General features: G+C 59.9%; 25 protein-coding genes. 14 read left to right on the top strand and 11 right to left on the bottom strand.

All coding sequences use genetic code 11. The features are described from left to right. Entirely contained in the window at positions 1–990 is a 990-nt protein-coding gene (locus ACFPWW_RS16415) for an ABC transporter permease (protein ID WP_377312548.1), read from the top strand. Positions 991–1,141: 151 nt separating this feature from the next. After that, positions 1,142–1,564: a helix-turn-helix domain-containing protein gene (locus tag ACFPWW_RS16410; RefSeq protein ID WP_162712747.1), complete on the top strand. Its 423-nt coding sequence runs from the start codon at positions 1,142–1,144 to the stop codon at positions 1,562–1,564. 65 nt (positions 1,565–1,629) lie between these two features. On the opposite strand, the gene ACFPWW_RS16405 is transcribed toward ACFPWW_RS16410, so the two are convergent. Further along, the gene (locus ACFPWW_RS16405; protein WP_377312546.1) at positions 1,630–3,909 is read right to left on the bottom strand and encodes a PAS domain-containing protein; all 2,280 of its coding nucleotides are present in this window, start codon (positions 3,907–3,909) and stop codon (positions 1,630–1,632) included. Between the two features lie 60 nt (positions 3,910–3,969). After that, entirely contained in the window at positions 3,970–4,620 is a 651-nt protein-coding gene (locus ACFPWW_RS16400; RefSeq protein ID WP_112570167.1) for a response regulator transcription factor, read from the bottom strand. A gap of 832 nt (positions 4,621–5,452) precedes the next feature. Between ACFPWW_RS16400 and ACFPWW_RS16395 the strand changes: the two genes are divergently transcribed. Further along, complete coding sequence (locus tag ACFPWW_RS16395) at positions 5,453–6,100, top strand: response regulator transcription factor (protein WP_377312544.1); 648 nt, start codon at positions 5,453–5,455, stop codon at positions 6,098–6,100. A gap of 51 nt (positions 6,101–6,151) precedes the next feature. Further along, positions 6,152–6,538, top strand: a complete 387-nt coding sequence (locus ACFPWW_RS16390; RefSeq protein WP_112570163.1) for a response regulator transcription factor — start codon at positions 6,152–6,154, stop codon at positions 6,536–6,538. A 36-nt stretch (positions 6,539–6,574) separates the two neighbouring features. On the opposite strand, the gene ACFPWW_RS16385 is transcribed toward ACFPWW_RS16390, so the two are convergent. Next, the gene (locus ACFPWW_RS16385; protein WP_377312542.1) at positions 6,575–8,110 is read right to left on the bottom strand and encodes a PAS domain-containing sensor histidine kinase; all 1,536 of its coding nucleotides are present in this window, start codon (positions 8,108–8,110) and stop codon (positions 6,575–6,577) included. Positions 8,111–8,389: 279 nt separating this feature from the next. On the opposite strand from ACFPWW_RS16385, the gene ACFPWW_RS16380 reads away from it, so the two are divergent. From ACFPWW_RS16380 to ACFPWW_RS16370, 3 genes are all read left to right on the top strand, one after another. Next, a complete protein-coding gene (locus ACFPWW_RS16380) occupies positions 8,390–9,136 on the top strand; it encodes an SDR family NAD(P)-dependent oxidoreductase (protein ID WP_377312541.1) in 747 nt (248 codons plus the stop codon). Positions 9,137–9,478: 342 nt separating this feature from the next. Then, complete coding sequence (locus ACFPWW_RS16375; protein WP_112755406.1) at positions 9,479–10,261, top strand: alpha/beta fold hydrolase; 783 nt, start codon at positions 9,479–9,481, stop codon at positions 10,259–10,261. A 241-nt stretch (positions 10,262–10,502) separates the two neighbouring features. After that, positions 10,503–10,943 carry a hypothetical protein gene (locus ACFPWW_RS16370; protein ID WP_112570155.1) on the top strand — a complete coding sequence of 147 codons (441 nt, stop codon included), beginning with the start codon at positions 10,503–10,505 and terminating at the stop codon, positions 10,941–10,943. A gap of 88 nt (positions 10,944–11,031) precedes the next feature. On the opposite strand, the gene ACFPWW_RS16365 is transcribed toward ACFPWW_RS16370, so the two are convergent. Next, positions 11,032–11,787 carry an SDR family oxidoreductase gene (locus ACFPWW_RS16365; protein ID WP_377312709.1) on the bottom strand — a complete coding sequence of 252 codons (756 nt, stop codon included), beginning with the start codon at positions 11,785–11,787 and terminating at the stop codon, positions 11,032–11,034. Between the two features lie 628 nt (positions 11,788–12,415). Here ACFPWW_RS16365 and ACFPWW_RS16360 point away from each other — a divergent pair. Both ACFPWW_RS16360 and ACFPWW_RS16355 read left to right on the top strand, forming a co-directional pair. Then, entirely contained in the window at positions 12,416–13,054 is a 639-nt protein-coding gene (locus ACFPWW_RS16360; RefSeq protein ID WP_112703510.1) for a response regulator transcription factor, read from the top strand. Positions 13,055–13,429: 375 nt separating this feature from the next. After that, entirely contained in the window at positions 13,430–14,191 is a 762-nt protein-coding gene (locus ACFPWW_RS16355) for an SDR family oxidoreductase (protein WP_377312540.1), read from the top strand. Between the two features lie 151 nt (positions 14,192–14,342). Here ACFPWW_RS16355 and ACFPWW_RS16350 read toward each other — a convergent pair whose 3' ends face one another. Next, positions 14,343–15,179: an alpha/beta fold hydrolase gene (locus tag ACFPWW_RS16350; protein WP_112570623.1), complete on the bottom strand. Its 837-nt coding sequence runs from the start codon at positions 15,177–15,179 to the stop codon at positions 14,343–14,345. 503 nt (positions 15,180–15,682) lie between these two features. Between ACFPWW_RS16350 and ACFPWW_RS16345 the strand changes: the two genes are divergently transcribed. Continuing rightward, a complete protein-coding gene (locus ACFPWW_RS16345) occupies positions 15,683–16,408 on the top strand; it encodes a winged helix-turn-helix domain-containing protein (protein WP_377312539.1) in 726 nt (241 codons plus the stop codon). Positions 16,409–16,441: 33 nt separating this feature from the next. On the opposite strand, the gene ACFPWW_RS16340 is transcribed toward ACFPWW_RS16345, so the two are convergent. Then, the gene (locus ACFPWW_RS16340) at positions 16,442–17,611 is read right to left on the bottom strand and encodes an adenylate/guanylate cyclase domain-containing protein (protein WP_113413714.1); all 1,170 of its coding nucleotides are present in this window, start codon (positions 17,609–17,611) and stop codon (positions 16,442–16,444) included. Positions 17,612–17,752: 141 nt separating this feature from the next. Further along, the gene (locus tag ACFPWW_RS16335) at positions 17,753–18,139 is read right to left on the bottom strand and encodes a response regulator transcription factor (protein WP_377312538.1); all 387 of its coding nucleotides are present in this window, start codon (positions 18,137–18,139) and stop codon (positions 17,753–17,755) included. 531 nt (positions 18,140–18,670) lie between these two features. On the opposite strand from ACFPWW_RS16335, the gene ACFPWW_RS16330 reads away from it, so the two are divergent. Together ACFPWW_RS16330 and ACFPWW_RS16325 are read left to right on the top strand one after the other, a co-directional pair. After that, positions 18,671–20,155 carry a cyclic nucleotide-binding domain-containing protein gene (locus ACFPWW_RS16330; RefSeq protein WP_377312537.1) on the top strand — a complete coding sequence of 495 codons (1,485 nt, stop codon included), beginning with the start codon at positions 18,671–18,673 and terminating at the stop codon, positions 20,153–20,155. Between the two features lie 232 nt (positions 20,156–20,387). Further along, a complete protein-coding gene (locus tag ACFPWW_RS16325; RefSeq protein ID WP_377312535.1) occupies positions 20,388–21,284 on the top strand; it encodes a LysR family transcriptional regulator in 897 nt (298 codons plus the stop codon). Positions 21,285–21,337: 53 nt separating this feature from the next. Here the strand turns inward: ACFPWW_RS16325 and ACFPWW_RS16320 are convergent, their stop codons facing one another. After that, the gene (locus ACFPWW_RS16320; RefSeq protein WP_377312534.1) at positions 21,338–22,003 is read right to left on the bottom strand and encodes a hypothetical protein; all 666 of its coding nucleotides are present in this window, start codon (positions 22,001–22,003) and stop codon (positions 21,338–21,340) included. Positions 22,004–22,525: 522 nt separating this feature from the next. Here ACFPWW_RS16320 and ACFPWW_RS16315 point away from each other — a divergent pair. Further along, positions 22,526–23,005, top strand: coding sequence for a carboxymuconolactone decarboxylase family protein (locus ACFPWW_RS16315; protein ID WP_112570137.1), 480 nt, complete (start codon positions 22,526–22,528; stop codon positions 23,003–23,005). A gap of 72 nt (positions 23,006–23,077) precedes the next feature. On the opposite strand, the gene ACFPWW_RS16310 is transcribed toward ACFPWW_RS16315, so the two are convergent. After that, on the bottom strand, positions 23,078–23,359 hold the full coding sequence (locus ACFPWW_RS16310; RefSeq protein ID WP_377312532.1) for a GNAT family N-acetyltransferase: 282 nt from the start codon (positions 23,357–23,359) through the stop codon (positions 23,078–23,080). Between the two features lie 240 nt (positions 23,360–23,599). Between ACFPWW_RS16310 and ACFPWW_RS16305 the strand changes: the two genes are divergently transcribed. Then, positions 23,600–24,022 carry an EF-hand domain-containing protein gene (locus ACFPWW_RS16305; RefSeq protein WP_112753833.1) on the top strand — a complete coding sequence of 141 codons (423 nt, stop codon included), beginning with the start codon at positions 23,600–23,602 and terminating at the stop codon, positions 24,020–24,022. Between the two features lie 84 nt (positions 24,023–24,106). On the opposite strand, the gene ACFPWW_RS16300 is transcribed toward ACFPWW_RS16305, so the two are convergent. Continuing rightward, positions 24,107–24,793: an MgtC/SapB family protein gene (locus ACFPWW_RS16300; protein ID WP_112703569.1), complete on the bottom strand. Its 687-nt coding sequence runs from the start codon at positions 24,791–24,793 to the stop codon at positions 24,107–24,109. Positions 24,794–24,900: 107 nt separating this feature from the next. Further along, a complete protein-coding gene (locus ACFPWW_RS16295; protein WP_112570131.1) occupies positions 24,901–25,833 on the bottom strand; it encodes a hydrogen peroxide-inducible genes activator in 933 nt (310 codons plus the stop codon). Positions 25,834–25,873 lie beyond the last annotated feature (40 nt).

The following is a 25,873-nucleotide window of genomic DNA, read 5'->3' as shown; positions in this document are numbered from 1 at the left end:
ATGCTGGCCTATCTCGTCAGGCGAATCCTGGGCCTTGCTGCCGCTCTCCTGGCGATGAGCTTTACGGTATTCTGCCTGCAAAGCATCATTCCAGCCGACCCGGCGCGCGCCATCGCCGGGCCGCTGACGCCTCTGTCGAATGTGCAGGAGCTTCGCCAGCAACTCGGCCTCGACGACCCCGTCATCGTCCAGTACGGCCGGTTCCTGTCGCGGCTTGCGCAGGGCGATCTCGCGATATCGGTCAGGACCCGTCAGCCGGTGGCCGCCGATATCAGGCAATATTTGCCGGCATCGCTCGAATTGTCCTTGGCGGCTCTCTGCATCGGTCTTCTGCTGGCTGCCATTCTTGCAATATCGCCGCATATTGTCGGCGGCGCGGGAGGATTGCGGCTGCTCTTCATAGCGGCGGGCTCTGTGCCGATTTTCATGTCCGCCTTGCTTATCGTCTATGTCTTCTGGTTCCGGCTCGGCTGGCTGCCCGGATCGGGCAGAATGAGCGATGGCGATGTCGGCGGTCCAACCGGCTTCAATCTCATCGATGCGCTGATCGACCGGAGGGGCGATCTCGGCCTGGATGCGATCCGCCATCTGCTGCTGCCCGCCTGCTGTCTGGCGCTGCCGATCGCAGTCTCGGTGGGGCGCAGCCTCACCAGCGCGCTGCATGACGTGATGCAGCACGCCTATATCGCCACTGCGCGGGGCAAGGGCCTTCGTGAGGCCACAGTCGTTTTGCGCCATGGTCTTCGCAACGCCGCCTCGCCGGCTCTGGCGATGATCGGTCTGCAGATACGGCTTCTGTTCGGCAACCTGCTGATCGTCGAGCTTGTGTTCGGGTGGCCCGGCCTCGGGCTCTATATCGTTCAGTCCCTGGCCAGCGCCGACCTTCCGGCGGTTCTCGGTGTCACTATGGTGCTCGGAACATTCTACATCCTGGTGGGCATTGTCGTGGAGATCCTGCAGACGCTCGCCGACCCGCGCATCGAGCTATAACACGCCTGAAACCTATCCTTTCGGCCTAGTGCGCTAGACCTTCACCTTATGGATTTCCCGGACGATCAAAGTTCATCTGGACATGGCGATCCCGCCAGTTGCAGGGGGTGGTCCGATGGATGGTGAGATCAGGTTGAAGCAGGCTGTTTTGGTGGTATCCAGGTATTGTCATTCGTCGGAGGAGGCAAATACCCCGGAGAAGAGCCGCCGCAGGTCCGGGCTCACCGGCTGGCAGGTCAAGCGCGTCACCGATTATGTCGATGCAAGACTGGAAGGACCGGTCCGCGTCGACGATCTGGCCGCGGCGGCAAGGCTCAGCCCCGGCCATTTCCGTCGCGCCTTTTCCATCAGCTTCGGCATGTCGCCCTATGCCTTCGTCATGCAGCAGCGGATCGAACGCGCGCGGGCATTGCTGCTCGCCTCCGAGCATGAAATGGGTGATATCGCCTTTGCTTGCGGCTTGTCGGACCATGCGCATTTCAGCCGGCTGTTCCGGCGTTTCGTCGGAACGACACCCAGCCAATGGCGCCATCAGCTTGCAACGCAAAGCGCCTCGCAAGACGCCATCCGGTAGTCCGGATCCCTGCCGCTACGATTTACCGACCGCGAAAACCAGGCGGGATGCGAACCTCCTGACGGTCACGCAGACAGGGCTTCGAGCTCCCTGACCGCCGGCCTGGCATGGATTTCGCGCGGCGCCGGCTTGGCCTGAAGGTCGCGTACGGGCAGGCTGAACGTGATCGATGCACCGCTGTGAGCGCCGTTCTCGGCCCACAAGCGCCCGCCGTGGGATTCGATGATGGAACGGCAGATCGCAAGACCCATGCCCATCCCATCCTGCTTCGTCGTGTAGAACGCCTCGAAAATTTTCTCGGTGTCGCTGATCCCGCTGCCCTGGTCGATCACTTTCACCTCGACCGTATCGTCGGCCCGCAGCCTCGATTCGATCTTCAGGGTTCGCGCCGTTGGCTCGATATCGTGCATCGCTTCGATGCCGTTGCGGATGAGGTTGAGCAGGACCTGCTCCAGCTGCACATGATCGACGCTGGTCGCAGGCAGATAGGGATCGAGATTGATATCGAGCTTCACCTTGTTGAAGGCGAGCTTGTCGGCGATCAGTTCGCAGGCATCGTTGATCAGCTTGTTCAGATCCACGGCGGTTCTGGGGTAGGCGATCTTGCCGAACAGCGCCCTGATGCGGCTGACGACTTCCGCTGCCGCATCGGCATCGCGCACGATCCAGTCGGCGGAACGCAGCGCCCGTTCGAGGTTCGGTGGTTCCGCGCTGAGCCAGCGGCGGAACGCATTCGCATTGGCCACGACCGCCTGCAGTGGCTGGTTGAGTTCATGGGCGATCGAGACGGAAAGTTCGGACATGCTGGCGGCGCGCAGCGCCCTTGCCAGCCTCTCGTCGGACTGGCGCAACGCTTCATGCGCACGCACCTCGTCGTCAATGTCGAGATTGACGCCATACCAGCGAATGATCTTGCCGCTTTCATCACGCAGGGGTTCGACACGTGAATCCATCCACCGGTATTGACCGTCCCGGTGGCGAAGCCGCCCTTTGTGGTTGATGGGCTGCCCCGTCGCGATGGCATTCCTGAACGCTTCCGTCACTGCGGCGCGATCGTCGGGATGGACGAGTTCCGCCTGCGCGGCGACATGCTCCGTCGTCTTCAAATGGATGTCGCCCTCCTTGAGCCCGGCCCATTCGGAGAAGCGCTTGTTGAGATAGCAGGGAAGCCCTTCGGGGGTCATGAGCCAGATCAGGGACGGCACCGTATCGACGATCAGGCGCAGTTCCGCTTCGCGCTGGCGGGCTGCTTCGTGGGCTTCCATTTCGTCATGGATGTCGAGGCAGACGCCGTACCACTGAATGATCTGGCCGTCGGCATCGCGAAGCGGCTCGGCCTTGCCGTCGATCCAGCGATAGGCGCCATCGAAGCGCCGCTGCCGATATTTCAGGGCGAAACGTTCGCCGGTCTCGAAGGCCCGCGATAGGCTCTGCTGAAACAGCGTCCGATCTTCGGGATGAATGGCATCGATGATCGCTGTCGCGAACCGTCTTGTGTCGGCGCGATCGTTGCCCGCAAGCGAAATCCCTGTCCAGTGCATGAGGGGCTTGTTGATGTAGGAGGTTTCGCCCGCCGGGCTGGCGCACCAGATGAGAGCCGGCACGGTGTCGATCATCTGCTGCAGCTGCTGCTGGCTTTCCCGCAGGGCCGCTTCCGCCTTTCGCTGATCGTCGATATCGACAGACGTTGCAAACCAGGCCGTGATGCGGCCGTGTTCGTCGCGCGAGGCGATGGCGGAATCGCGAAGCCATCGGTAGGTCCCGTCCGCGCGTCGCACGCGCTGTTCCTCGAAGATCGGCTCGCCGGTCTTGAGACTGTGCTCCCACCTTGCCTTGCATCCCTCGACATCATCGGGATGCACGAAGAGGCTCCACCATGAATGATTGTCGAGCTTGGCGATCCTGCTCATTTCTTCCGCGCTCACGCCGACGAAATCGAGCGCTTTCGGGTTCAGGAAGCGCAGGCGACCGTCGGGATAGGCCGACCAGCCGAAGCCCGGAATATCTTCGATATTGGGCTGAATATTCTTGTAGACGCGGTCGAACAGGCTCTGCGGCTTGAAGACGTTGATAAAAAACCACAGAGCGGTGGCCGAGCAGGAAAACATGACGACGCGGGCCGGTTCGTCATTGCCGAAATTGGCAGGGGAGAGAACGACTGTCGCTGTCAGCAAACAGCCGATGAGCAGCACGGCCAGACCGGTGCGCCAGCTTGTAAAGAGCCAGATTGCGACCATTGCGACGAGAATGCCGGAGGGATCGGCGAAAAGCCCTGCCAGCAGGATACCACTTCCGCCAACAGCCATGGCCGTGACGATCCGTTCCTTTGACGATGTCAGCTGCATGGAAGTCCTCTTTGCTCTTGCTGTCGTTATCTTCTCGTGAGCCGGCGCTGGCGCGTCATCTCAGCCATCGTTCATTCGAACATGCGAAGGCAGCGCCTGCCAGACATTGAAAAGCTGCGCCACCGAACTGACCTGCATTTTCTTCATCATATTGCTGCGGTGAAGTTTCACCGTAAATTCGCTGATCCCGAGGGAGAAGGCTATCTGCTTGTTGACCTCGCCGGAGACGACGAGTTTCAGAACCTGGCGCTCGCGTACGGTGAGGGTTTCGAACAGGGAAACGTATTTGTCCGCCGCAGACAATGCGTTCCTGCGGCTGATATCGGTGGCGATGGCTTTCGATACGGCATCGAGAAAGGTCTGGTCCCGCACGGGTTTGGTGAGGAAATCCTGCGCACCGGCCTTCATCGCCTGCACGCTCATTGCGATATCGCCGTGCGCCGTGAGAAACAGGACGGGTGTCGCGACGCCGTTGCGCGTCAGGTGGTGCTGCAGATCCAGGCCGCTGATGCCGGGCATGCGGACATCCAGCACGACGCAACTCGGGCGGTCGGGCAGCTTTGCTTCGAGAAATTCCCGGCCCGATAAAAACGTCATTGCGTCGATGCCAACCGAATTCAGCAGGTTCTCCAGCGCCGCGCATACGGTCGCATCGTCATCAACCAAAATCGCGACCGGCGTTTTCGACCCTTTGGAGGTGGTCACCCCCATGCATGATCCTCCAATTGCCGGCAGACATGCCGCTTTCCGGAACGGCATGAGAATACAGTCGCAGATCAGGAAATTGAAGGAGGGAGCGATTAAACCAAATATATATGGCGCCGGGCGTGATTTTATGCGTCTGGGTCTTGCAGCTTCGTTCCCAGCCTTTGGGTGCTAACGAGACGCGAGCCTGAGCGGCGTCTGCCGACGATCGGGTGACGAGGCGAACGTTGCGCCATTCACGGAAAAATACGCACTCACCGGCCCGGCTTGCGCTGATGAGGATGTCGCAAGCGGCACGTAGACTTTCGCGGCTGCCCTCGGCGCCGATGTCGCGCCGCAGCCGAGATAAAGCAATATCCCGGCAATCAGGCCGGCAATGACCAGTAGCGGAAACCTCGGCGTCTCGAGGGGCCTGTACTGGGAGCTTGGGTCATGTCTCATGATCATTGCCTTTGATCGACTTTCGACAGGATCAGCTTACAGGCGGTTCGCGGGCTGGCGAGCTATACGAAGGTGTGCGCAGGGGCAACGAAAGTGTGCCTTGCGGCAGTTCCGCGCGGCCGCGCCAAACTGGTCAGTCCGCCGTGACTGTCGAAACTATCTGCCTGCAATCACAAGAGAATCTGGCAGGTCCGCGGATCGGTCCCGTCGCTTAACCTAAACCCTTGGCGTATTTTTGTGATAGGCTCCGCATGCTAATATCGCAGGCAGGCCATCGCGAAGCCGGATGCGATTCCGGCGTGGAGGCTGCGGAGCGAGGCAGTGTCGAATTCGGGCTTGGCCGTGGTGTCGGCAGTGGGGAGATATGCAAGGCCGTCGTTTGGAGGCGCAGAAAGCCATGACGATCGATCAAGTCAGCACGAAGGACGAACCGATTGTCTGTATCGTTGACGACGAAGGCCCTGTCAGGGCCTCGCTGGTGGACCTCTTCGAGTCTGTGGCGATGAAGGCCGTCGCGTTCGAGAGCGCTTCGGATTTCCTGGAGAATTGCGATATGGGGCAGGCGGGTTGCATCCTCCTTGACGTGCGGATGCCCGGTATCAGCGGCCTAGACTTCCAGGACCAGCTCGCCGCAGCCGGCAACACCATGCCGATCGTCTTCATGTCGGGCCATGGAAGTATTCCGCTGACCGTAAAGGCGATGAAGGCAGGAGCGACGGATTTCCTGATCAAGCCATTTGCCGGAAGCGCCGTGATTGCCGCAGTCGCCGAAGCGATCAGGCGGGATGCGGAGAACCGCAAAGAGGCCGCCGTCCGCGCCGAGGTAAAGAACTGCGAGGCCAGGCTTACCCCGCGTGAGCGGGAGGTCTTGCACCATGTTGCAGCCGGGCTGATGAACAAGCAGATTGCGCATGAAATGCAGATCAGCGAAATCATGGTGAAACTGCATCGGGGAAGAATGATGAAAAAGATGCAGGCGAGCTCCCTGGCGGAGCTTGTTCGCAAATTTGACATGTTGCAACCGGATCTCAAACTGTATCAGTAACCTGCGTGGCGCCTAGCTCATTGCCCGAAAAAGAAGAATTGTGCTGACGCAATGGCAAGTTCCCCCAACAAGATTGTCGCCGTCATCGATGACCATCGCTACCTCAGGGAATCCCTCAAGGATCTGCTCGAGGCGGCCGGTTACGAATGCGAGCTCTACGAGTCCGCCGAGACATTCCTCACAGGAAGAGGTTATTCGCTTGTCGATTGTATCCTCGCCGACGTGAGAATGCCGGGAATGTCCGGCGTCGAGATGCTGCAGGCATTGAGCAGAATGCCATCGCATCCGCCTGTCATCATCATGACTGCGCATGGGGACAAGGACGTCGAGGCCGCCGTTTTTCAGGCCGGTGCGATCGCCTTTCTGAAAAAGCCCGTCAATGCCGATTTGCTCATGTCGTGGCTGGAGCGCGCGATCAGCAAATACCGCGGCAGCTGAAGCAATTCCTGCAGGAATGTGCAGCAGTTTTACGTGTCAGGCGTGAACGGCCTGTCCGACGTCGACCGGCAGGGTGAAGATAAATGTCGCGCCGTGCGGGTCGGCCTGCTCGACGCTCAATCGTCCGCCGTGAGATTCGACGATGGAGCGGCTGATTGCCAGTCCCATGCCCATCCCCTGTCCTTTGGTGGTGAAGAAGGGCTCGAATATCCTGTCGGGAAATTCGACGCCCGGCCCGCGGTCGCTGATTTCGATCTGCACCGCATTGGTCGCACGACGGGCGCGGATGCGCAAAACGCGGTCGTCGCCGGCAGAATCCATGGCTTCCAGGCCGTTGCGGATAAGATTGATCAGAACCTGCTGAACCTGAACCCGGTCGAAGGCGATCGGCGGCAGGTCACGTTCGAGCTCGACATCCATGCGCACCCGCCGCCGCAGCGCCTCCTCGGCCATGAGGTCGCGGGCTTCTCTCACCACGCTGTCGAGGGCGGTGTAATCTCTCGTCGTTTCGGAGCGTTTGAACAAAGCGCGGATGCGACCGACGACCTCGACGGCGGAATGGGCGCTTTCCGAGATGCGCTCGACTGCTTTCTGCGCCCGTTCGATATTGGGCGGCTGCTCCGAAAGCCAGCGCTGGCTGACATCCGAGCTTGATATGACGGCTGCGAGCGGCTGACTGATCTCATGGGCGATCGAGGCGGAAAGCTCTGCAAGGCTCGCCGCCTGACTTGCGCGCGCGAGATTCTGCTGGGCGAGGCGCAGGGCATCCTGGACACGAACCTGATCCTCGACATCGATGGACGGGCCGTACCACTCCACGATGGCACCGTTCTGGTCACGAAGAGGCTCGAAGCGGCCTTCCGTCCAGTGGAACAAGCCGTCCGGCCCGTGCCGTCTGTATCGCATCATGAACGGTTCGCCTGTTCGGATGCAATGAGCGGCCCTGCCTTGTACCTCCAGCCGGTCCTCGGGATGGACAAGGTCCAGCGCTGCCTTCGCGAGTTGCTCGAAATTCGCTTTGGAAAGGCCCAGTTCCCGCATGTAGCGCCGGCTGACATAGGAGACCTCACCTGCCGGCGTCCAACTGCAGATATGCACGGGCAAGGCGTCGATGAGCCGCTGAAGGTGCCGCTCGCTGCGTTGCAGCGCCTCTTCGGCGCGGATCTGATCGTCGATATCGTGGCAGAGGCCGTACCACTGGCTGATGCGTCCATGACGGTCGTGTATCGAATCCGCTCGGCTCGACATCCAGCGATAGATGCCGTCGTGACGACGCAGGCGGTACCGCGTGGAGAAGCTTTCCCCGGAGGCGAAGCAGTGCCGGAGCGTGTTCCTGAAACGCGCGGCGTCATCGGGATGGATCGCCATTTCGATCATTGCGTCCAGCCCGCTCATGCCCGGCTGGCGGATATCGGCGATATCCAGACCGAGGTAGTCGATCATCCGTTTGTTGAAGAAGATCGGCTCGCCGTCCGCCGTCAGCCGCCAGATGTGAGACGGCACCTTGTCGACGAGTTCGGCAAGCGCCCGTTCCCGTTTGCGCAATGCCCTGACGCTCCGGCTGACGATCATCCCCTGCTCCCGGCGACACGTTCGCGTCTTGCAGGCTTCATGCCTGCAGCAGGATTTATCCTACGATACAGCGGAAAACGGAAGCAATTCATGCGGGAAGGACGCGTCTCCGGCAGCCGTTCGCCTCCGATCCGCCTGCCGATCGCCGCCGCCGGGCGGCAAACTGAATGCATTCATCGGCCCATTTGTCTGTTCCAGGCAAAGTTCCTTGTCCTCTGGCCCGGCTAATAGAGGCCGGTGCGACCGATTATCTCCTGCGCGTCAACAAGGAGAATTCAGATGCAAAGCCTGAAGGATAAGGTGGCCATCATCACCGGTGGCAATAGCGGCATAGGAAAGGCGACGGCGCGGCTCTTCGCCGAGGAGGGCGCGACAGTCGTCATCACCGGACGCCGCCAGGATGTCGTCGATGGAGCGGTCCGGGAGATCGGCCGCGGCGCAATCGGAATTTGCGGCGATGTCGCCAGCATCGATTTCCATCACCGGCTCGCGGCCGAGGTAAGGGAGCGCTTTGGCGCCATCGATGTCTATATGGCCAATGCGGGCGTCATCAATCTCGCGGCTTCAGAGACTGTCAGCGAGGCCGAATACGACCAGCATTTCGCGGTCAACGCGCGCGGCGTCTTCTTTGGCGTCCAGACCATCGCTCCCCATATCCGCGACGGCGGAAACATCATCGTGACGAGTTCACTGGCCGGGACGAAGGTCTTGCCGAACCACACCGTTTACGCCGGCACCAAGGCTGCGCTCGCCGCGTTTGCCCGCAATTGGGCGATTGAATTCAAACCGCGCCGGATCCGGGTCAACATCCTGAGCCCCGGTCCTGTCGAAACCGAGATCCTGGGAAAACTCGGCGTCAGCGAAAGCAACCGCCCGCAGTTCGAGCAGCAGATGGCGGATCTGATACCGGCGGGACGTCTCGGACGCCCCGAAGAACTGGCTCAGGCAGCACTCTTCCTCGCGTCCGCAGGCACATTCGTGAACGGAATCGAGCTTCATGTCGATGGCGGCATGTGCGTGGCCTGACCCAGGCCCGCCAAATCTTTGTCCGGCCGGCTCTCTCGCCGGCCGGACAAGCAAATCTCATAGCCCGGCAGAGCTCCGGCAAAAACCGCCCGGAAAGTGGTTCGCGGGCGCAGTTCCCGCGTCAGTGCCGCTCTGAGATCTCGCATCTAAAACAGAGGTTTGGCTTGCGGCAGAGGGCTGGCCAATACAACCATACGGCTGCTCACGGTGGTGATCGCAGCGCCTGACCCGGCATCCGGAGCGCTCCTTCACCAGTTGCTCGCGATCAGTTGAACAAAACGTGAGTCGACATATAATTGCGCCATATTAAATTGTGCGCAATTCAATAAAGGAGACCAACCCATGCATAGAATCCTGAAATCCGTATTCGCACTTGGCGCACTGGCGGTTCTTGCCGTTCCCGCAGCCGCAGAACCCGCGGCAAAGCCGACGGTGGTGCTCGTGCACGGCGCCTTTGCCGATGCGTCGAGCTGGAATGAGGTTGTCGCTCGTTTGGAAAAGGATGGTTATCCGGTTGTTGCCGTCGCCAATCCGCTGCGCGGCGTGAAATCCGATGGTGATTATGTCGGCCGCATCGTCGCCGGCATCAAGACCCCGGTCGTCCTTGTCGGCCACTCCTATGGCGGGTCGGTCATCAGCGAGGCCGCTGTGGAGACAAAGAATGTCGAGGCGCTGGTCTATGTCGCTGCCTTTGCCCCTGAGAAGGGCGAGTCTGCCGCTGACCTCTCGGGCAAGTTCCCCGGCAGCACGCTCGCACCGACGCTTGCCGAGCCCGTGGCCTTGGCGAATGGCGGAAAGGATCTCTATATCCGGCAGGACAAGTTTCATGACCAGTTTGCCGCCGACGTTCCGGCAAAGGCGGCAAAGCTGATGGCCGCGACGCAGCGTCCGATCACTGAAGCGGCCCTGACCGAAGGTGCGCCCGGCGCAGCGTGGCAGACTATTCCTTCCTGGTTCATCTATGGCGATGCGGACAAGAACATTCCCGCCAAGGCCCTCGGCTGGATGGCCGAACGCGCCCATTCCAGGGAAACTGTCGTGGTCAAGGGCGCGTCGCATGTCGTGATGGTTTCTCATCCCGACAAGGTTGCGAAGATCATCGAGGATGCGGCTTCTGCCAAGTAGGGTCGAAACTTCGTCCTGTTCTTGCGTGGGCTCCGCCGATTGGCGCAGCCCACGGCAGCGTTTCGATGAATGTGCAGCCCACGAGGGCCGGGTCGGCGACTTTCTGCCGAAAACGACGTGCGGATGGTGATCGCCGCACGGCTCTTCGCTGCCGCATCGCAGTCCGCCCCAACCTTGGTTTGGGAAGTAAGCCCTGGCCTCGAATGTTAATTTTGAGGTCCGCTTATCCAAGGAGGTTGCGATGCAGGTCACGAAATTCATTGTCTATGGCATGGTCGGTTTCAACATATTGCTTGCCGGCTGGCTCGCCCTTTACATGCTCTACGATCCCGAAAGCTGGTACTATTTTATCCCCGGCGTCACCGATACCGGGATGTTCAACCAGCATTTCATTCGTGATATCGGCATCATCCAGGGCTTCATTGCGCTTGCCTTTGCCTTTGGCGCCTGGAAGCCGAACCGTCGGGTCGAGATGTGGGCCGGAGCGACGCTCTGGCTCATCGCGCATGCAGCGTTCCATCTTTGGGAAGTCGCTGTCGGGATCTGCTCTTCGTCGGTGATCCTGCGTGACTTCCCGGCCGTGAGCCTGCCCGCGATATTCGGGATCCTTGCAACGCTATGGGCGGTTCAGCAGGCGGCTGCCTCATCGAGCCGGCAGGGAGTTGCAGGCATCCGGGCGTAGAGCGCATATTCCGGCCACAAGAAAAGGAGGCGCTTCTCAGTGCCTCCTTTTTCGCTCCCGGTTGCTGCCCTCCGCAGAAGCGTCGCCGCTAGGCGGCCATCATCGATCGGGAAAGCCAGTCGTGGAACGTGACGGTTCCGGCAACGGCATTTGTTCCCGGAAGCAGTGTCGTTCTTGCAAGCTCGACACCGAAGAACGGCGCGTCTGGATCGATCGCGATCGATCGCGGATCTTCGGTTGCCGTCAGGATCTCGCGGGCCAATTGATCCAGCTGGATGGCTTCCGGACCGGCGATCTCGACGATGTCGTTGCGGGGCGCGCCGACCATGATCCTGGCAATCAAGGTTGAGGCTTCATCCGCTGAGATCGGTCTTACCAGGGAGGGGGACAGGCGCAGATCATTGCCGTCACCTGCCAGATTGATGATGCCGTCGAAAAATTCAAAGAATTGGGCCGACCTGACGATGGTGTAAGGCAGGCCCGAAGCCCTTATGAGATTTTCCTGAACCATCTTGGCGCGGAAATAGTCGTTCTCCACCAGCCGGTCCGTCGCAACAACGGACAGGGCAAGGTAGTGCCCGACGCCGGCATGCTTCGCGGCTGCCAGCAGGTTCTTGCCCGCCTGCTTGAAGAAGTCGAGCGCGTTTGAATCGCCGAATGAGCCGGAATTGGTGACGTCGATCACCACGTCCGCCTCGGCAAGCGCCGCCTGCACTCCATCGCCGCTATAGGCATCGACGCCGGTGCTGGTCGATACTCCATTGACGGTCTGCCCCGCCCGCTCCAGTTCGCGAACGATCTTGGACCCCATTATCCCGCTCGCACCGACAACCGTAATCTTCATCTCACGCCCCTGGGAAGTGACCGACATGCCGGTAAGGATAACTGTTTGCGGGATCGGATCGATAAAACGAAGTTTTAGGTTGACCCCCAGAAAGGGTAGCGCGCGCGTTGCTATTTCCCAGCGAGAAAAGGTTGAATGTCCGGCGGGATAGGGTCGGCCCAAACCAAGGTTTGGCAAAACCAATGTTAGGGATGCCAGCCACGGCATCGATCGGTATCTGAAGTCCCGTGAGCCGTGTTAACCGGGCACGATGGGGATGATGAACGCAGGGTTTTTCCGGTTTCATCCTGTGGCCAACGAAATGGCAGTCGAGCGTCCAACCCATCCGGCTTGCGTCGTCGAGCAGGCAAGACCGGCAGCCTCTGCTGCCGGTCTTGTTTGGCTTTGGCGGCCAAGCAGTTCTCCTTGCGGCGGCAGGCGATGGTAAACCAAGGTGTACCGTCCGCCGTCGCCTGTCCTATGGTATCAATTGGCGTCTCGTTGAGCAGGTTGGCACCACGCAGGCCGGCGCGGCGATCTATTTGCTCGGGCGGCTGGCATGGTCTGCCGCCGGGAGCCGACAAGGGTGGCGAGAGGGATACAGGCGCAGTCACGGCCGGGATCTCCCAGATACCAAAGAGGTAATTCGATGCAGAACGCTCAGGTAAAGACGGACAGGAGTGCCGAGCCGATCGTTTACGTCATCGACGACGATGCAGAGATGCGCAGCGCCCTCGTCGATCTCTTCACGGTTACGAACAAGCGCGCATCAGCCTTTTCAAGCGGCCACGAATTTCTCAAATGGGCTGATGTAAACGCGCCCGGCTGCATTGTCGTCGACATGCGAATGCCGGGGGGCTCGGGCCTCGATCTTCAAAGCCAGCTTCTGGCGCTTGGCAGCAAGCTGCCGCTCATATTCCTTACGGCCCACGCGGACGTTCCCACGAGCGTCAGGGCAATGAAGGCAGGGGCGACCGATTTCATCACCAAGCCCTTCATCAACCAGGTTCTCCTCGATGCCGTCGATCACGCCATCAGGTTGGATGACGAACGCCGCAAGTCGAACGAAGAATTGAAACGTGTTCAGACGCTTGCCGATAGCCTCACCCCGCGGGAGCAGGAGGTCATGCATGCGGTGGCGAGCGGTTTGATGAACAAGCAGGTCGCCTATCAGCTCGGCATCAGCGAAATGACGGTCAAGCTTCATCGCATGAGCCTCATGCGCAAGATGCAGTGCCGATCGCTTGCGGATCTGGTGCGCAAGGTCGAGCAGCTGCAGCGGGGTTAAACGCCTTGCGGAAAGCTGGCATGGCTGCCGGTTACTGGCCGGGCATTTCCTGCTGAACCCCGGTCAACCGCATAGGCCGCCGACAGATCCCCAACGTATGTTTGGCTATGCGTCCGACAGCAATCGCTTAGGTTTAGATCCGGGTAGCCGATCCGAGACGGCAGCATCCATGCACTAGAACCCAGGACCGAAGCGATGGCGCAACCTGTTCATTCTACAGAGAAATCGCCTGAATTTCTCGAGGCGCGCATCGGTCTTGTCACCACTCGCGCATCGTCCGGTCCGGACAAGCCGGCCTGAACTGGCGGCTGCCCCGTCTCGCCTGTGTGGCGAAGCGCATTTTCAACACTTTGGTACAGCAAGAAGGAGCAGATTATGAAAATCGTCGTTATCGGCGGAACCGGATTGATCGGTTCGAAGCTCGTCAAACGCCTCCAGGCCAAGGGCCACGAGACAATTGCCGCCTCTCCGGCAACCGGTGTCAATACGATTACCGGCGAAGGGCTCGCAAACGTTCTCAAGGGCGCACAGGTCGTGGTCGACCTCTCCAACTCGCCGTCTTTCGAAGACAAGGCAGTGATGGAATTCTTCCAGACCGCGGGCCGCAACATCGCCTCCGCTGAAGCAGCCGCCGGCGTGAAACATCATGTTGCGCTCTCCGTTGTCGGCACCGAACGGCTTCCTGACAGCGGATATATGCGCGCCAAGCTGGCCCAGGAGAAGATCATCAAGGAATCCGGGATCCCTTATTCCCTGGTTCATTCGACGCAGTTTTTCGAATTCATGTTCGGCATTGCCCAATCCGGCGTGCAGGGCGACAAGGTCCACCTTTCGCCGGCCATGATGCAGCCGATCTTCTCGGACGATGTTGCCGACGCGCTGGTCGATGTCGTCCTCGGCAATCCGCTGAACGCCACCGTCGAAATCGCCGGTCCGGAACCGATCACGATTGCGGATGCCGTCACCCGTTATATGCGGCAGATCGGCGACAAGCGCGAGGTCATCTCCGATGATCAGACCCGCTATTTCGGTGCTCTGCTGAAGGAAGGTTCTCTTATGCCCGGCAGCCAGGCGCGGATTGGCCGGACGCGCTACTCCGAGTGGGTCAAGACGGCTACCCCGCCTCCGGGTCATTGACCACCACGAAAGCCGCAAGGAATAGTCAAAGCCCCGCAAGGGGCTTTGATCGTCTTGGGGTATATTGCCAGCCCGCAGTTTTCGGACGGGGCAGGATTGAAGCTCATCCTCATGCAGCCTGAAAGGGGCGCCTGGACGGCGCCCCAAACCATCAGGCCTGGAAGAAGCTCAGCAGATCCGCATTGACGATGTCGGCATGCGTCGTCGCCATGCCGTGCGGCAGGCCCTTGTAGACCTTCAGCGTGGCATTCTTGAGCAGCTTGGCCGAAAGCAGGGCGGAATCGGCGATCGGGACGATCTGGTCGTCGTCGCCGTGCATGACGAGGGTCGGAACCTCGATCGACTTGAGATCCTCGGTGAAGTCCGTTTCCGAAAAAGCCTTGATGCCGTCATAGTGGGGCTTGGCGCCGCCGGCCATGCCCTGGCGCCACCAGTTCTGGACAATGGCCTGCGAGACCTGGGCGCCCGGACGATTGAAGCTGTAGAACGGGCCGCTGGCGAGATCGGTGTAGAACTGCGACCTGTTTGCGGCCAGAGCCGCGCGCAGGCCGTCAAAGACCTCGATCGGCAGGCCGCCCGGATTGGCCGGCGTCTTGACCATGATCGGCGGGACGGCGCCAATGAGGACGAGCTTGGCGACACGGCCCTTGCCGTGACGCGCGACATAGTGGGTTGCCTCGCCGCCGCCGGTCGAATGGCCGACATGGATCGCGTTGCGGAGGTCGAGGTGCTGCACGACAGCTGCGGCGTCGGCGGCATAATGGTCCATGTCGTGACCGTCACTGACCTGGCTGGAGCGACCGTGCCCGCGGCGGTCATGCGCAATGACGCGATAACCCTTGCCGAGGAAGAAAAGCATCTGGTTATCCCAGTCGTCGGAGCTGAGCGGCCAGCCATGGTGGAAGACGATCGGTTGCGCGTCCTTCGGACCCCAATCCTTGTAGAAGATCTGGACGCCGTCTTTCGTGGTGACGTATTCGTTGCTCATGGCATGTTCTTCCTTCGATTTCTTCGGCTGGTCGGCCATTGCAGGCGGAGAAAATTTTAATGTTGCGGCAGCGACGGCAAGTGTAATCGCCCCCGTCATCGTATCTCGGCGCGTCGGCCGATATTGTTGCGGATCCATATACGTCTCCTTGTTCCGCGATGCTTGATGGGCGCCGCGAAATTTCGTCTTGGGAGGAATATTGCCGTCGAGTCAGGCGGGATAACGCTATCTGTTATGCAATTTGTGGGAAGCTATACGTGAGTTTCATCTGCGATTGTCCGTAGCCCGGGCCCCCGGTCCGATCGTCAGAGGATTTGACGAATGGCGTTCAGGATCACCGTAAATCTGCAGAATTCCCGGTTAAACCTAAACGGACGTTTGATCGTCCGGCGGGTCCTCTTCGACTATGAACGGGGAGAGGCGCCATTCACGACACACTGGTCGCAAGTCATTGTTATATCTGGCTGAGCTGTGCCTCCTCGCATTGCCGGATGGAGAAGCCCATGCAGCATGTCCTCGTTGCCGATGACGATCACGCCGCACGTAGTCTCATCAGTGATTTTCTCGCGCAGCAGGCGTTTCGCGTTACCGCTGTCAGCAGCAGTGAGGAACTGCAGAACACGCTCTCGATGGAAATGGCCGATGCATTCGTCATCGACCTCAATCTCAAGGGAGAGGACGCCCTTGAGATCGTGCAGCGGCTGGCGGCGCTCTCGACCGCGCCTGTCATCGTCACCAGCGCCGACCGCATCGAGGAGGCCGACAAGGTGCTCGGGCTTGAGCTCGGCGCAAGCGACTACATCACCAAGCCATTCGGCCTGCGAGAATTCCTCGCGCGGCTGAAGGCGGCCATGCGCGGCAGGCTCGTGCCCGAGGCCGGGCGCGAGCGCCGCGCCTATATGTTTGGCGACTGGACGCTTTCCATGCGCCAGCGGACACTTGCGAGACCGGGTCTCGGCGAAACGAAGCTGACCGCCACCGAGTTCAATCTCCTTGTCGCATTCCTCAATGCACCGAAACAGGTCCTGTCGCGTGAACGGTTGCTCGCGGCGAGCCGTGTCCATTCGGAGGAGGTCTTCGACCGAAGCATCGATGCGCTGGTCCTGCGACTGCGACGGAAGCTGGAGACAGACCCCTCAAACCCGAGTCTGATCAGGACGGCGCGCGGAACCGGCTATATTCTGGATTGCAACGTGACAGTGGACGAGCGCCCGAGGCTCAGGCGATGAACGAAGCTTCGCGATGCGATGTCAGGGCCCGGTCTATGACAGGCGAAGCGCATGGACCTCGACCGGCTGCTCGAAGCCTCTGAGATTGTAGGCCCCCAGGCATTCCGTCTGATCCGCACAGCCCGCAATCCGCACGAAGTCCGCCGATATCAGGACAGGGCGATGCAGTTCCTTCGTCAGGGCCTCAAGACGAGAGGCGATGTTCACGGCGGGACCGATCACGGTGAAATCCAGGCGTTTCCTGGAGCCGATATTGCCGTACATCACCTCTCCGAGATGAATGCCCGTGCCGTAGCGCACCTCGTATCCGCGAGCTGTTCCCCGGAGCCTCGCGATCGCTTCCTGCGCCTCGAAGACGGCCTGCAGCAGATCGCTGCAGGCGCCGGCCTGTTCAAGCGGAAAGACCGCAAGCAGCCCATCGCCCATGAATTTGAGGATTTCTCCGCCATGCCTTTCGATCGGATCGGCGATGGCGTCGAAATACTGGTTCAGGATGGAAATCACCTCGTCGCGCGGCCGGCGGTCGGAAAGCTTCGTAAAGTTCCTCAGATCGCAGATCATGATGGCGGCATTGACCGACATGCCGCTTCCGCGCGTCGTCGCTCCATCCAGAATCTGTTCGCCGGCATGCGGTCCGACATAGGTCTGCAGCAGCGTCAGTGCCAGCTGGTTCTTGAGGCGGATTTCGCTGACCAATGAAAACAGCGGAAGGATTTCCCGAAAAAGCGCTATTTCCTCGTCCGTGAATCCGCCGGGCTCGCTCGTCGAAAACGTCGCGAGGTGCCTCTTGCCCTGGGTATGGTCGAGCGGCCATGCGGTGTAGTCGGTATGGCCTTCCGCTTTCAGCTCTTCGAAGACGGGAAATTGATGCGGTCCGTGGATCTGAAGCCGCTGCCGCAGTTCGACGCCGCTCCTGATGACGACGCGAAAGGGGCTTCTGAGAAAAGCGTCGGTCGCCTCGACGTCGTAACCGATCGTCGTGATATCTGCCTGCCTGTGATCCTTGACCCAGACCACCCGTGTTCCGAGCCACTGGGGATGATGAACGCGAAGATGAAGACTGGCGCGGCTGAGAGAGACGCCGCAGCAAACGAGACGGTCGCAGAATTGCAGAAATATGGGCTCGATCTGCTGCTCGTCTCGAATGCCCGATATCAGCCAGTTCACGAGCGAGCGGCGGTTCGCGCCGTCAAGATTACGCATTTGTTCCTCATTCATCGCCAGCGCCCCCGTCCGGGCTCAAGCTCGAGCCCCCGGTTGTCGTTGCTGCGCAGATGGTGAGCATAGTGACCAACGGCTTCGCAGTCCCGAAGGAAATTGGCGACGTATATTCCATGATTGGGGTTAGGGCTTTGCAGCAGAGGCCACGAATTCCATCAGGTCTTTGGAGTTCAGCGGTTTTTCAAGAAACGCAGCCGCACCGGAAGATCTCGCGGCAGCTTCCGTGCGGCTATCGGCAAAGGACGTCATGATGCACACCGGCGGGCCACCATCCCTGACGACGGCAGAGAGCAGCTCGAGGCCGCTGGTTCCGGGCATTCTTACATCCGCCAATATACATTTCACATGATGCATGTCGCCGGACCTGAGGAAAGCGTCCGCGGACGTATAGGTCCGGCTTTCAACGCCTGTGGTTTCGAACAGATCCTTGAGCGATTCCAACAGACACTGGTCGTCGTCTATGATCGCGATCGTCGTTTTTTGCCCGGGTTGCATAAGACCTCTGACCATTGCGCCGGTTCATCCGGCATTTCGAGATTATCGGTACGCCCTGCAAATCGCTGGCATCACGGAAAATGAAAACACGTCCGCTCCCAGGGCGTGCACGCTCCATTCTTCAGGCCCCGACCTCGTTGCTGCCAATAGCGGCCCGAGCAATTGCCTGTTTTCCATGATGAACCCAGTCTGCAGCCTATGGTAACAGATGGCGCCTGCCTTTCAACTAAACCGAAGTTTGCCCCTCGCTGGCAATTTAAACCCGGCGGAGTCGATCAATGGTTTCCTGCCGATCGAGATTCCGAACAGATTCATGCCCCACGGAAGCCTGACAGCCCTGTCAAGCCCACTTTTGTTTTAGTAGCTGGGCAGACGGACCAATGACTATGCTTCGCTTCGTGCGCTTATCGCCAAGGCCTGACCATGCTCTGGCATAAGCCGACAGGAGCGCGAACTCGAAAACGATCGCCTTGCGACTGTCCGGTCGCCACGTTCCAGACGGCGGAAGCGCATCTTTCCCCGTGCTTTTATCGATGAGAAAACCGCATGCCGCAGGAAATCGTCTCGTTTGTTATCTTGCTGAACGTCCTGGGCGTGGCGGGCATCGTCGTATGGCATCTGCAGGGGCGCTCTCGGCCAAACGCGCGCCTCATCGTCCAGATCCTGTTTTTTGCCGCGATGACGATCGTTCTGATTCTCGCGCGGATTGTCCCGTTTCGCTTCGACCCGCCGCATCTGGAAAGCATGAGTGCGCTCTTTGTCTCCGCCAAGATCCTCTGGTGGGTTCATCTCTCCTGGGCCGTCGTCGGCTTCCTGCGCATCTACATCGTGCTGGACGGCAGGCCGAGAGAGGCAAGGCTTATTCAGGACCTGTTGGTCGCGGTCGTCTATCTCGGCGTCGCCCTGTCGGTCATGGCGTTCGTCTTCGGTGTCCCGATCGGCACCTTGCTGGCGACATCGGGTGTTATTGCCATCATCCTCGGTCTCGCCTTGCAGAACACGCTGGGCGACGTGTTTTCCGGGATTGCTCTGACGCTCGGACGTCCCTATGTCATCGGCGATTGGATCTTGCTCAGCGACGGCACGGAAGGACGTGTCGTTGCAAGCGACTGGCGCTCGACGCATCTGCTGACGGCCGCTCACAATATCGTCGTCCTGCCGAACAGCGTGCTTGCCAAACTCGGGCTGACCAATATCAGCCAGCCCGACGAAAACCACCTGATCACGCTCTCGATCCGGATTGTCCCGACACGTATGCCGCATGTCATTCTTGGTATCATGCAGACGGTGCTGGATAGCTGCAATTCCATCATCAAGGATCCGCCGCCGGCCGTTTCGCTCGTCGGCATCGATGCCAGCGCGGTTCATGTCGAACTCTATTTTCAGGTCACCAGCCCGCTTCAGCGAGGCGTCGCCCGCAGCGAGGTGATCGATCTTGTCTACCGTCATTGCAAGTCCAGCGGACTTCAGCTTGCAATGCCGCTCAGCAAGGTCATCACGGCAAACGAGGATTCCGCGCAGAATCTATCCGCCGCCGGCGCTGCCCCGGCGCAATGTCTCATCGAAGCGATACCGGTATTTTCGGTGCTCACCGCCGACGAAATAACGGTGCTTGCGGCATCGGCGGTCAAGCGCACCTTCTCTCCCGGTGAAGAGATCGCAAAGGAGGGAGACGCCCTCTCCAGCCTTATGATCATCAAGGCGGGCATCGTTTCGATGCGAAAGGACGACAGGGAGACGGCGCGGCTGGCGCCGGGCGACTTTTTCGGCGAAGGAGGCTTTCTTGCGGGCATAGGGGAGAGCCATGCGCTGCGGGCGATAACACGGGTGACGGTCTATGAAATCGGCAAGGAGGCTTTTGCACCACTCCTCCACGAGCGCCCCGAACTCGCTGAAGATCTTGCGGCCAATCTCGCCCATCGGGAGGCATTGAGCGGGAATGTCGGCAATCATGCCATGCAGCATGACCACCGGCGATTCTACCTGCTGCAGGCCATTCGAGCGGTATTCCGCAATCATGCGCATGGCTGATCCTTGCGCCGCCACCGCGGCCGTGAGGAATTTGGCAGCGCGCTGCGCCAGATGATTGCAGGCTTGATGGCGGCGGATGCCCGGATGAAGGCGCCCTTGTCGGACGGCATTCTGCCCGCCGTCCGCTCGCCGGTTGATTTTCGTGACCGTATATAGGCCGCTGCCGACACACTGATGCAGCCCTGTGCCGATGCATCGTTTGTCAATTCTGGAATCGGGGACGAATAGATAGATGCGTAGTTTGTTGGGCGAGACGGCGGGGCTGGTCGCCTTTGTGAAGACCGTGGAAACAGGCTCCTTCAGTGCCGCGGCGAGGAACCTTCGGACGACGCCGTCGGGCGTGTCGAAGAGCATTTCCCGGCTGGAGAGCCTGCTTGGACTGAAGCTCCTTCGGCGCTCGACGCGCGTCCTGACGCTCACGCCCGACGGCGAAAACTTCTATGCGAGGATTTCACCGCTTCTGCGGCAAATCGAGGATTCCGGCGATATCTTTCAGCCGGAACATGGGGCGACGGGCCATCTCCGCGTCAGTCTGCCGAGCGAACTCGCAAGACTGCTCCTGCCGGCGATTTTCACGCGTTTCGTGCCGCAGCATCCTGGAATCACGCTCGATATCGGAACGACTGATCGGCACGTGGATCTGATCCGCGAAAATTACGACATCGCCTTCCGCGTCGGCAAGGTCGAAGGAAGCGATCTGATGATGCGAACGCTCGTGCATCTGGAGATGGCCCTGGTCGCTTCGCCGTCCTTCGTCAAGACATGGGGGCCGATCGACCATGCGGACAGGCTGCGCGACATTCCTTTCGCGCGCTATGCGATCGACGGCAATGCGTATCCGATCCGCTTTGCCGATGGCGCGACGATGATGCCGGCGGGCCAGGTGGATCTCGATACGGGTACTGCGATCCGCATGGCGGCGGTGGGCGGCGTGGGTGCGGCCTATCTGATGAAATGCATCGTTCAGGACGAGCTGGATCGTGGCGAGCTGGTCCAGCTGCTGCCCGGTGCCAAACTGGAAAGCCCGCCGTTCCAGGCCGTGCATGCCTTCGGACGGATGCCGACCTACCGCCTGCGGCTCTTCTCCGACTTCATTGAAGCCGAGATGCAGAAGCACGCATTGACGTGAGAATTCTCTGGACCGTCGGATACCCGGCGGTCCCCCGCCTGCTCGTTCGTCGCTTAGTTTGTTGCCGGCTTGTCTGCCCCAGCCGCGCCCTCGGCGGGCCAGGTGAAGTAGTAGTATTTCCCGTTCACCTTGCCGAAATAGGCATTCTCGCCGGTTTTCGCGTCGATATAGGCGCCGTTCTTCGATCGTTCGAAAGATCCATCGGGGCCGCGCTTCAGGTGCTCGTTCAGAAAGGCGCTCCACTCATCCTTGTCGGCCGTTTCCGGCTTGTTGGCGGTCGCTCCCTTCGCGGACGGATCCCAGCCGGTGATGGTTTCGCCATTGACCGGGTCGGTGATCTTCAGGGTGCCGTCCTTAAGCGCCTGCAGCATGTCCTGCGAATTGATGTAGCTGGCAGGATCGTCGCCGGCTTGAGAGAGCTTGTCCTTCAGCGCCGTCATGAAATCCTTGGAGCCCATCGTTGTGAACGGGGGTTCCGCCGGTGGGTACTCGTCACTGCCATAGGGATTGTTCTGCTGGTTCTGAAGCATCGACATGAGCTGCATCAAGCTCCTGGAATCGAGCCCGCCGGCACCCCCGGACGAGATGCCGAGCGAATCCAGAAGTCGCCCCGCGGTGCTGTTGGAATTGCCCTCATCGGATGACGAACTTCCATCCTTGAGAACACCCAGTGCAATTCGGGCGCTGTAGTAACGCGTGAGGCCAACTGGAGAAACCATGTCTTTTTTCCTTGGTGATATGAGAGGGTTTGAATAGGCATTGCTCCCGGCCCATTGCCATTCATTGGCAGCCTTCAGGAATTCCCGAACGTTGCTCGGGTTGTCGCAATATCGCTCTGCAAATACAGCCGTCTTAGACTGTTGTTACTGCTCCCGGGCTATGGGTGGTAACTTGCTTGAAACTGGCGCTATCAATCAAAAATTGTTGCGCCGTTCGAGGTGGACGCTGCACGTCAATGTTCAAATAACTAATTGTATATCAGATACTTGGTTGAAAATCCGCTGCAACGGTTTCACCGTGCCGGCCCGTCCGCAGGCTGGCCTTCTGTTACAACCATAACGAAATAGTTCGGGGAGTCGGCTGCGAAGGGGTGAGAGGGCGGCGGACATGGCGCGCCTATACCCCAACCGATGGTTAGCTACCGCTTTTTACCGCGCTTGTTACTCATCATACGACCGCGCGTGGGCGTTTGCCTTGGCGGTCCGCCCCCAACATCAGCATTTTCGAAGGACGAGGATGACATGACGCAAAGACTGAATTACGCGCAACTTTCGCCGGAACTCGTTAAGAAGCTCACCGCCTTCACGATGGAGCTGAAAGACAGTTCCATCGAGCAGACAATCCGCGATCTGGTCGAAATCCGCGCATCGCAGATCAATGGCTGCAGCTTCTGCGTGGACATGCATTCCAAGGAAGCAAAGATCCACGGCGAACGCGAACTTCGCCTCTATCACGTCGCGGCATGGCGTGAATCGACGCTCTTCAGCCCGCGTGAGCGTGCAGCGCTTGCCTGGACGGAAGCCGTTACCAAGCTGTCCGACACCGGCGTTCCGGACGAACTCTACGAGAAGGTTCGCGGCCAGCTTTCCGAGAAGGAAGTGTCCGACCTGACTTTCCAGATCATGGCAATCAACGCATGGAACCGCATCAGCGTAGCGGTCAAGGCCGTACCGGGTTCGGCCGACAAGCTCTACGGTCTCGACAAGGCCGGGCTGCAATAACTTCAAATCGGTGAGGTTGCGGCCGCACTGGATGCGGCCGCAGCGATGTCCGGATGCCGAAGGGATCAGCGATCAGCCGGTGATCAGATCGTTATATTCGGGGTGCTTTGCAGCATAATGCGCCATGAATTCGCATTGCGGAACGACCTTCAGACCGCTTTTCCGGATCAGCGAAAAGACACCGTCAGCGAGTTTCGTCCCGATTCCGGCGCCGGAATATTCGAACGGAACTTCGGTATGCGTGAGCACGATCTTGTCGCCCTCCATCCTGTAATAGGCCATCGCCATCGCATCGCCGTTGATCGGCAGTTCGTAGCGCTGCATCCGGCTGTTGTTCTGGACAAGAAACGGCAAGATCATTCTCCATTCTATCGGCGCACCAGCCTCCCGCCATCCGGCTGTCGGGTCAACGCAAACGATCGTTTGGCTCGTCGATTGGCCCAGGGGCGTGCCTGCGGCGCTTTCCGGACATGAAGCGCGCAGCTTTTGATTTCAATTGTAACACAACACGCCAATTCGTTGTTTTGGCAAGGTCTGGATAAGCCCCGCTGCCTTTTCTGGCCCCGTTCCGCAGCCAGAAAGGATATTATAGCGATGAGAGTAGGATCGGATAATTCAGTTTATAGCCTCTTCGTACCGAAGCCCCGCAAGGCGCCTTCCGTCAACGACGAGAACATCGAGGTTGCGCCCAAAAGGACGGTCGATGAATCGTCGCTGCCGAGCGAGGAGGAGCGTATCGCGCAATTCTACGACGGCCTTGCCAGCTCGCAGATGCAATGGGCCGACATCGACAAGGACGGCAAGGTCACGAGGGACGAATATCTGGCAGGCCAGGCGCGCTTTGCAGATCAGAACGGCCATGCCTTTGATGCCATCGGCGCCGAAAATCGCTGGTCCGTCATCGATCCGAACAACAAGGGCTATGTCGATCAAGCCGAAATGCGCGAAGGCATGACCAAGCTCTTTCACGTCAAGATCGGACATCTGCCGCCCGGTTACCGGCTGCCCAACGGTTGAGGCCGGCGGGACCTGGTCAAGGATTGGCCGCCGCGACGCGCAAGCTGAGCGACGGCCGTCACGGGGGGGGCTCGAGCGGGTAGCCTATGTCGCTGTGGCGCGATGTTCGAACCGCATCACATGGAAGCTCTTTTCCAGGGATCCGGCAATCTGATCGGCGCCAGGGACGCCACGAACGGACTTCCACCTGATCTCGTAGACCAGTTCGCGATGCCCGTCTTCAATATCCCTCAAGCCCGTGAAAATCGCCTCGGAAAGATCCGGCGCCGCAGCCTTCACATCGGGAATTCCTGCGCCCCTTTCCAGCCTGATCGCTACGGTGCCCCTCTGATCGCCTGAAATCCAGCGATCCACATGCTTGAGGGGAGAGAGGATCAGCACGGCGAGGATTGTGACGATGGCGCCGATGACGATCTGTCCGCCGCCGAAGCAGAGACCGATTGCGGTGATGAGCCACAAGGTCGCCGCCGTCGTAATACCTGTCGTGATATCGCCACGCCGCAGGATGGCGCCACCGCCGATGAAGCCGACACCGGTCAGGACGCCGAGGGGAAAGCGCAGAATATCCATCGATCCCTCTGCGCTCTGACTCGTCGCCAGGAGAATATTCGCCTGGATCATCGAGAGACAGGCGGCGAGTCCGACAAGGATGGTCGTGCGCAATCCTGCGGAATGTCCCCCTCGCTCCCTGTCGAGGCCGATGAATGCTCCGGCTATGACCGTTGCGGCCAGACGAACGGCAATGTCCACCCATCCGGGTGTTATCGGCATCAGGTCTACCAGATCCAATTCGGCCGCTCCCCTTATCTTACCTGCGATCGGTTCAAGTGCGGGAAGCTAGAGCGCAGCCTGCGGACTGGCCAGTGGAACAGCCGGAATCAGCCGTCGAAACCGGCTTGTGCGGGAAGTGAGGACTGACGCAGGCCCGCGGCCGAATGGCGGATGACTTCCGATATCTGCAGGAGCTGTTTGACCAGGGGCGTTGAGTTACGCCAGATGATCCCGATCGTCCGCAGCGGCTGCGGGGTGCGGAACCGGGAGATGGACACATCAGCCGAACGCGTTTCCACGGGCACGGCCATTTCGGGGATGAGGGTGATACCGATGCCGGCGCTGACCATCTGCACCAGCGTAGACAGCGAACTGCCTTCCATAATTTCCCGCGGACGTGTGGATTCGATGCCGCAGAAGGATAGCGCCTGATCGCGAAAGCAATGCCCTTCCTCCAGCAGCAGCAAGCGCATTTCCCGCAGGGCCTCCGGTTCCGGCACCGGTTTGCCCTCGTCTTCGCGTCTGCGGACAAGCAGGAACTCTTCTTCGAACAGCTTGATCTCGGTCAGCGACGGTTCTGATATCGGCAATGCCACGACCGCCAGATCCAGCTCGCCCTGCGCCACTTCGTGGACCAACCGCGCCGTCAGCGTCTCGCGGACCTGAATTTCGATATTGTCGAAGGTTCTGTTCAGATCGCTGATGATTGCCGGCAGAAGATAGGGGGCGATGGTCGGGATAATGCCGATCCTCAACCGTGTCAGCAGCCGGTCCTGCGATGCGCGGGCAAGGTCGCCGAGTTCATCCACGGCCCGGAGAATGTCGCGGACCCGAAGGGCAAACAGCTGCCCGAAGGCGGTCAGCCTGACCTCGCGTGCGCCGCGCTCGAAGAGATCTCCGCCCAACTCTTCCTCCAGTTCCTTGATCTGCATCGACAGGGCGGGCTGGGAAATTGCACAGGCATCGGCCGCATGCCGGAAGCGGCCATGGCGCGCCAGGGCTTCAAAATACCGAAGCTGTTTGAGTGTCACATTGGTCATAAGACAAGCTTATCGCGGCCATCAGTAAATCCAACTTAAA

Source organism: Rhizobium sp. GCM10022189 (genome assembly GCF_042656325.1).
Taxonomy (GTDB): Bacteria; Pseudomonadota; Alphaproteobacteria; order Rhizobiales; family Rhizobiaceae; genus Rhizobium.
This window is presented reverse-complemented; position numbering and strand designations above follow the sequence as displayed.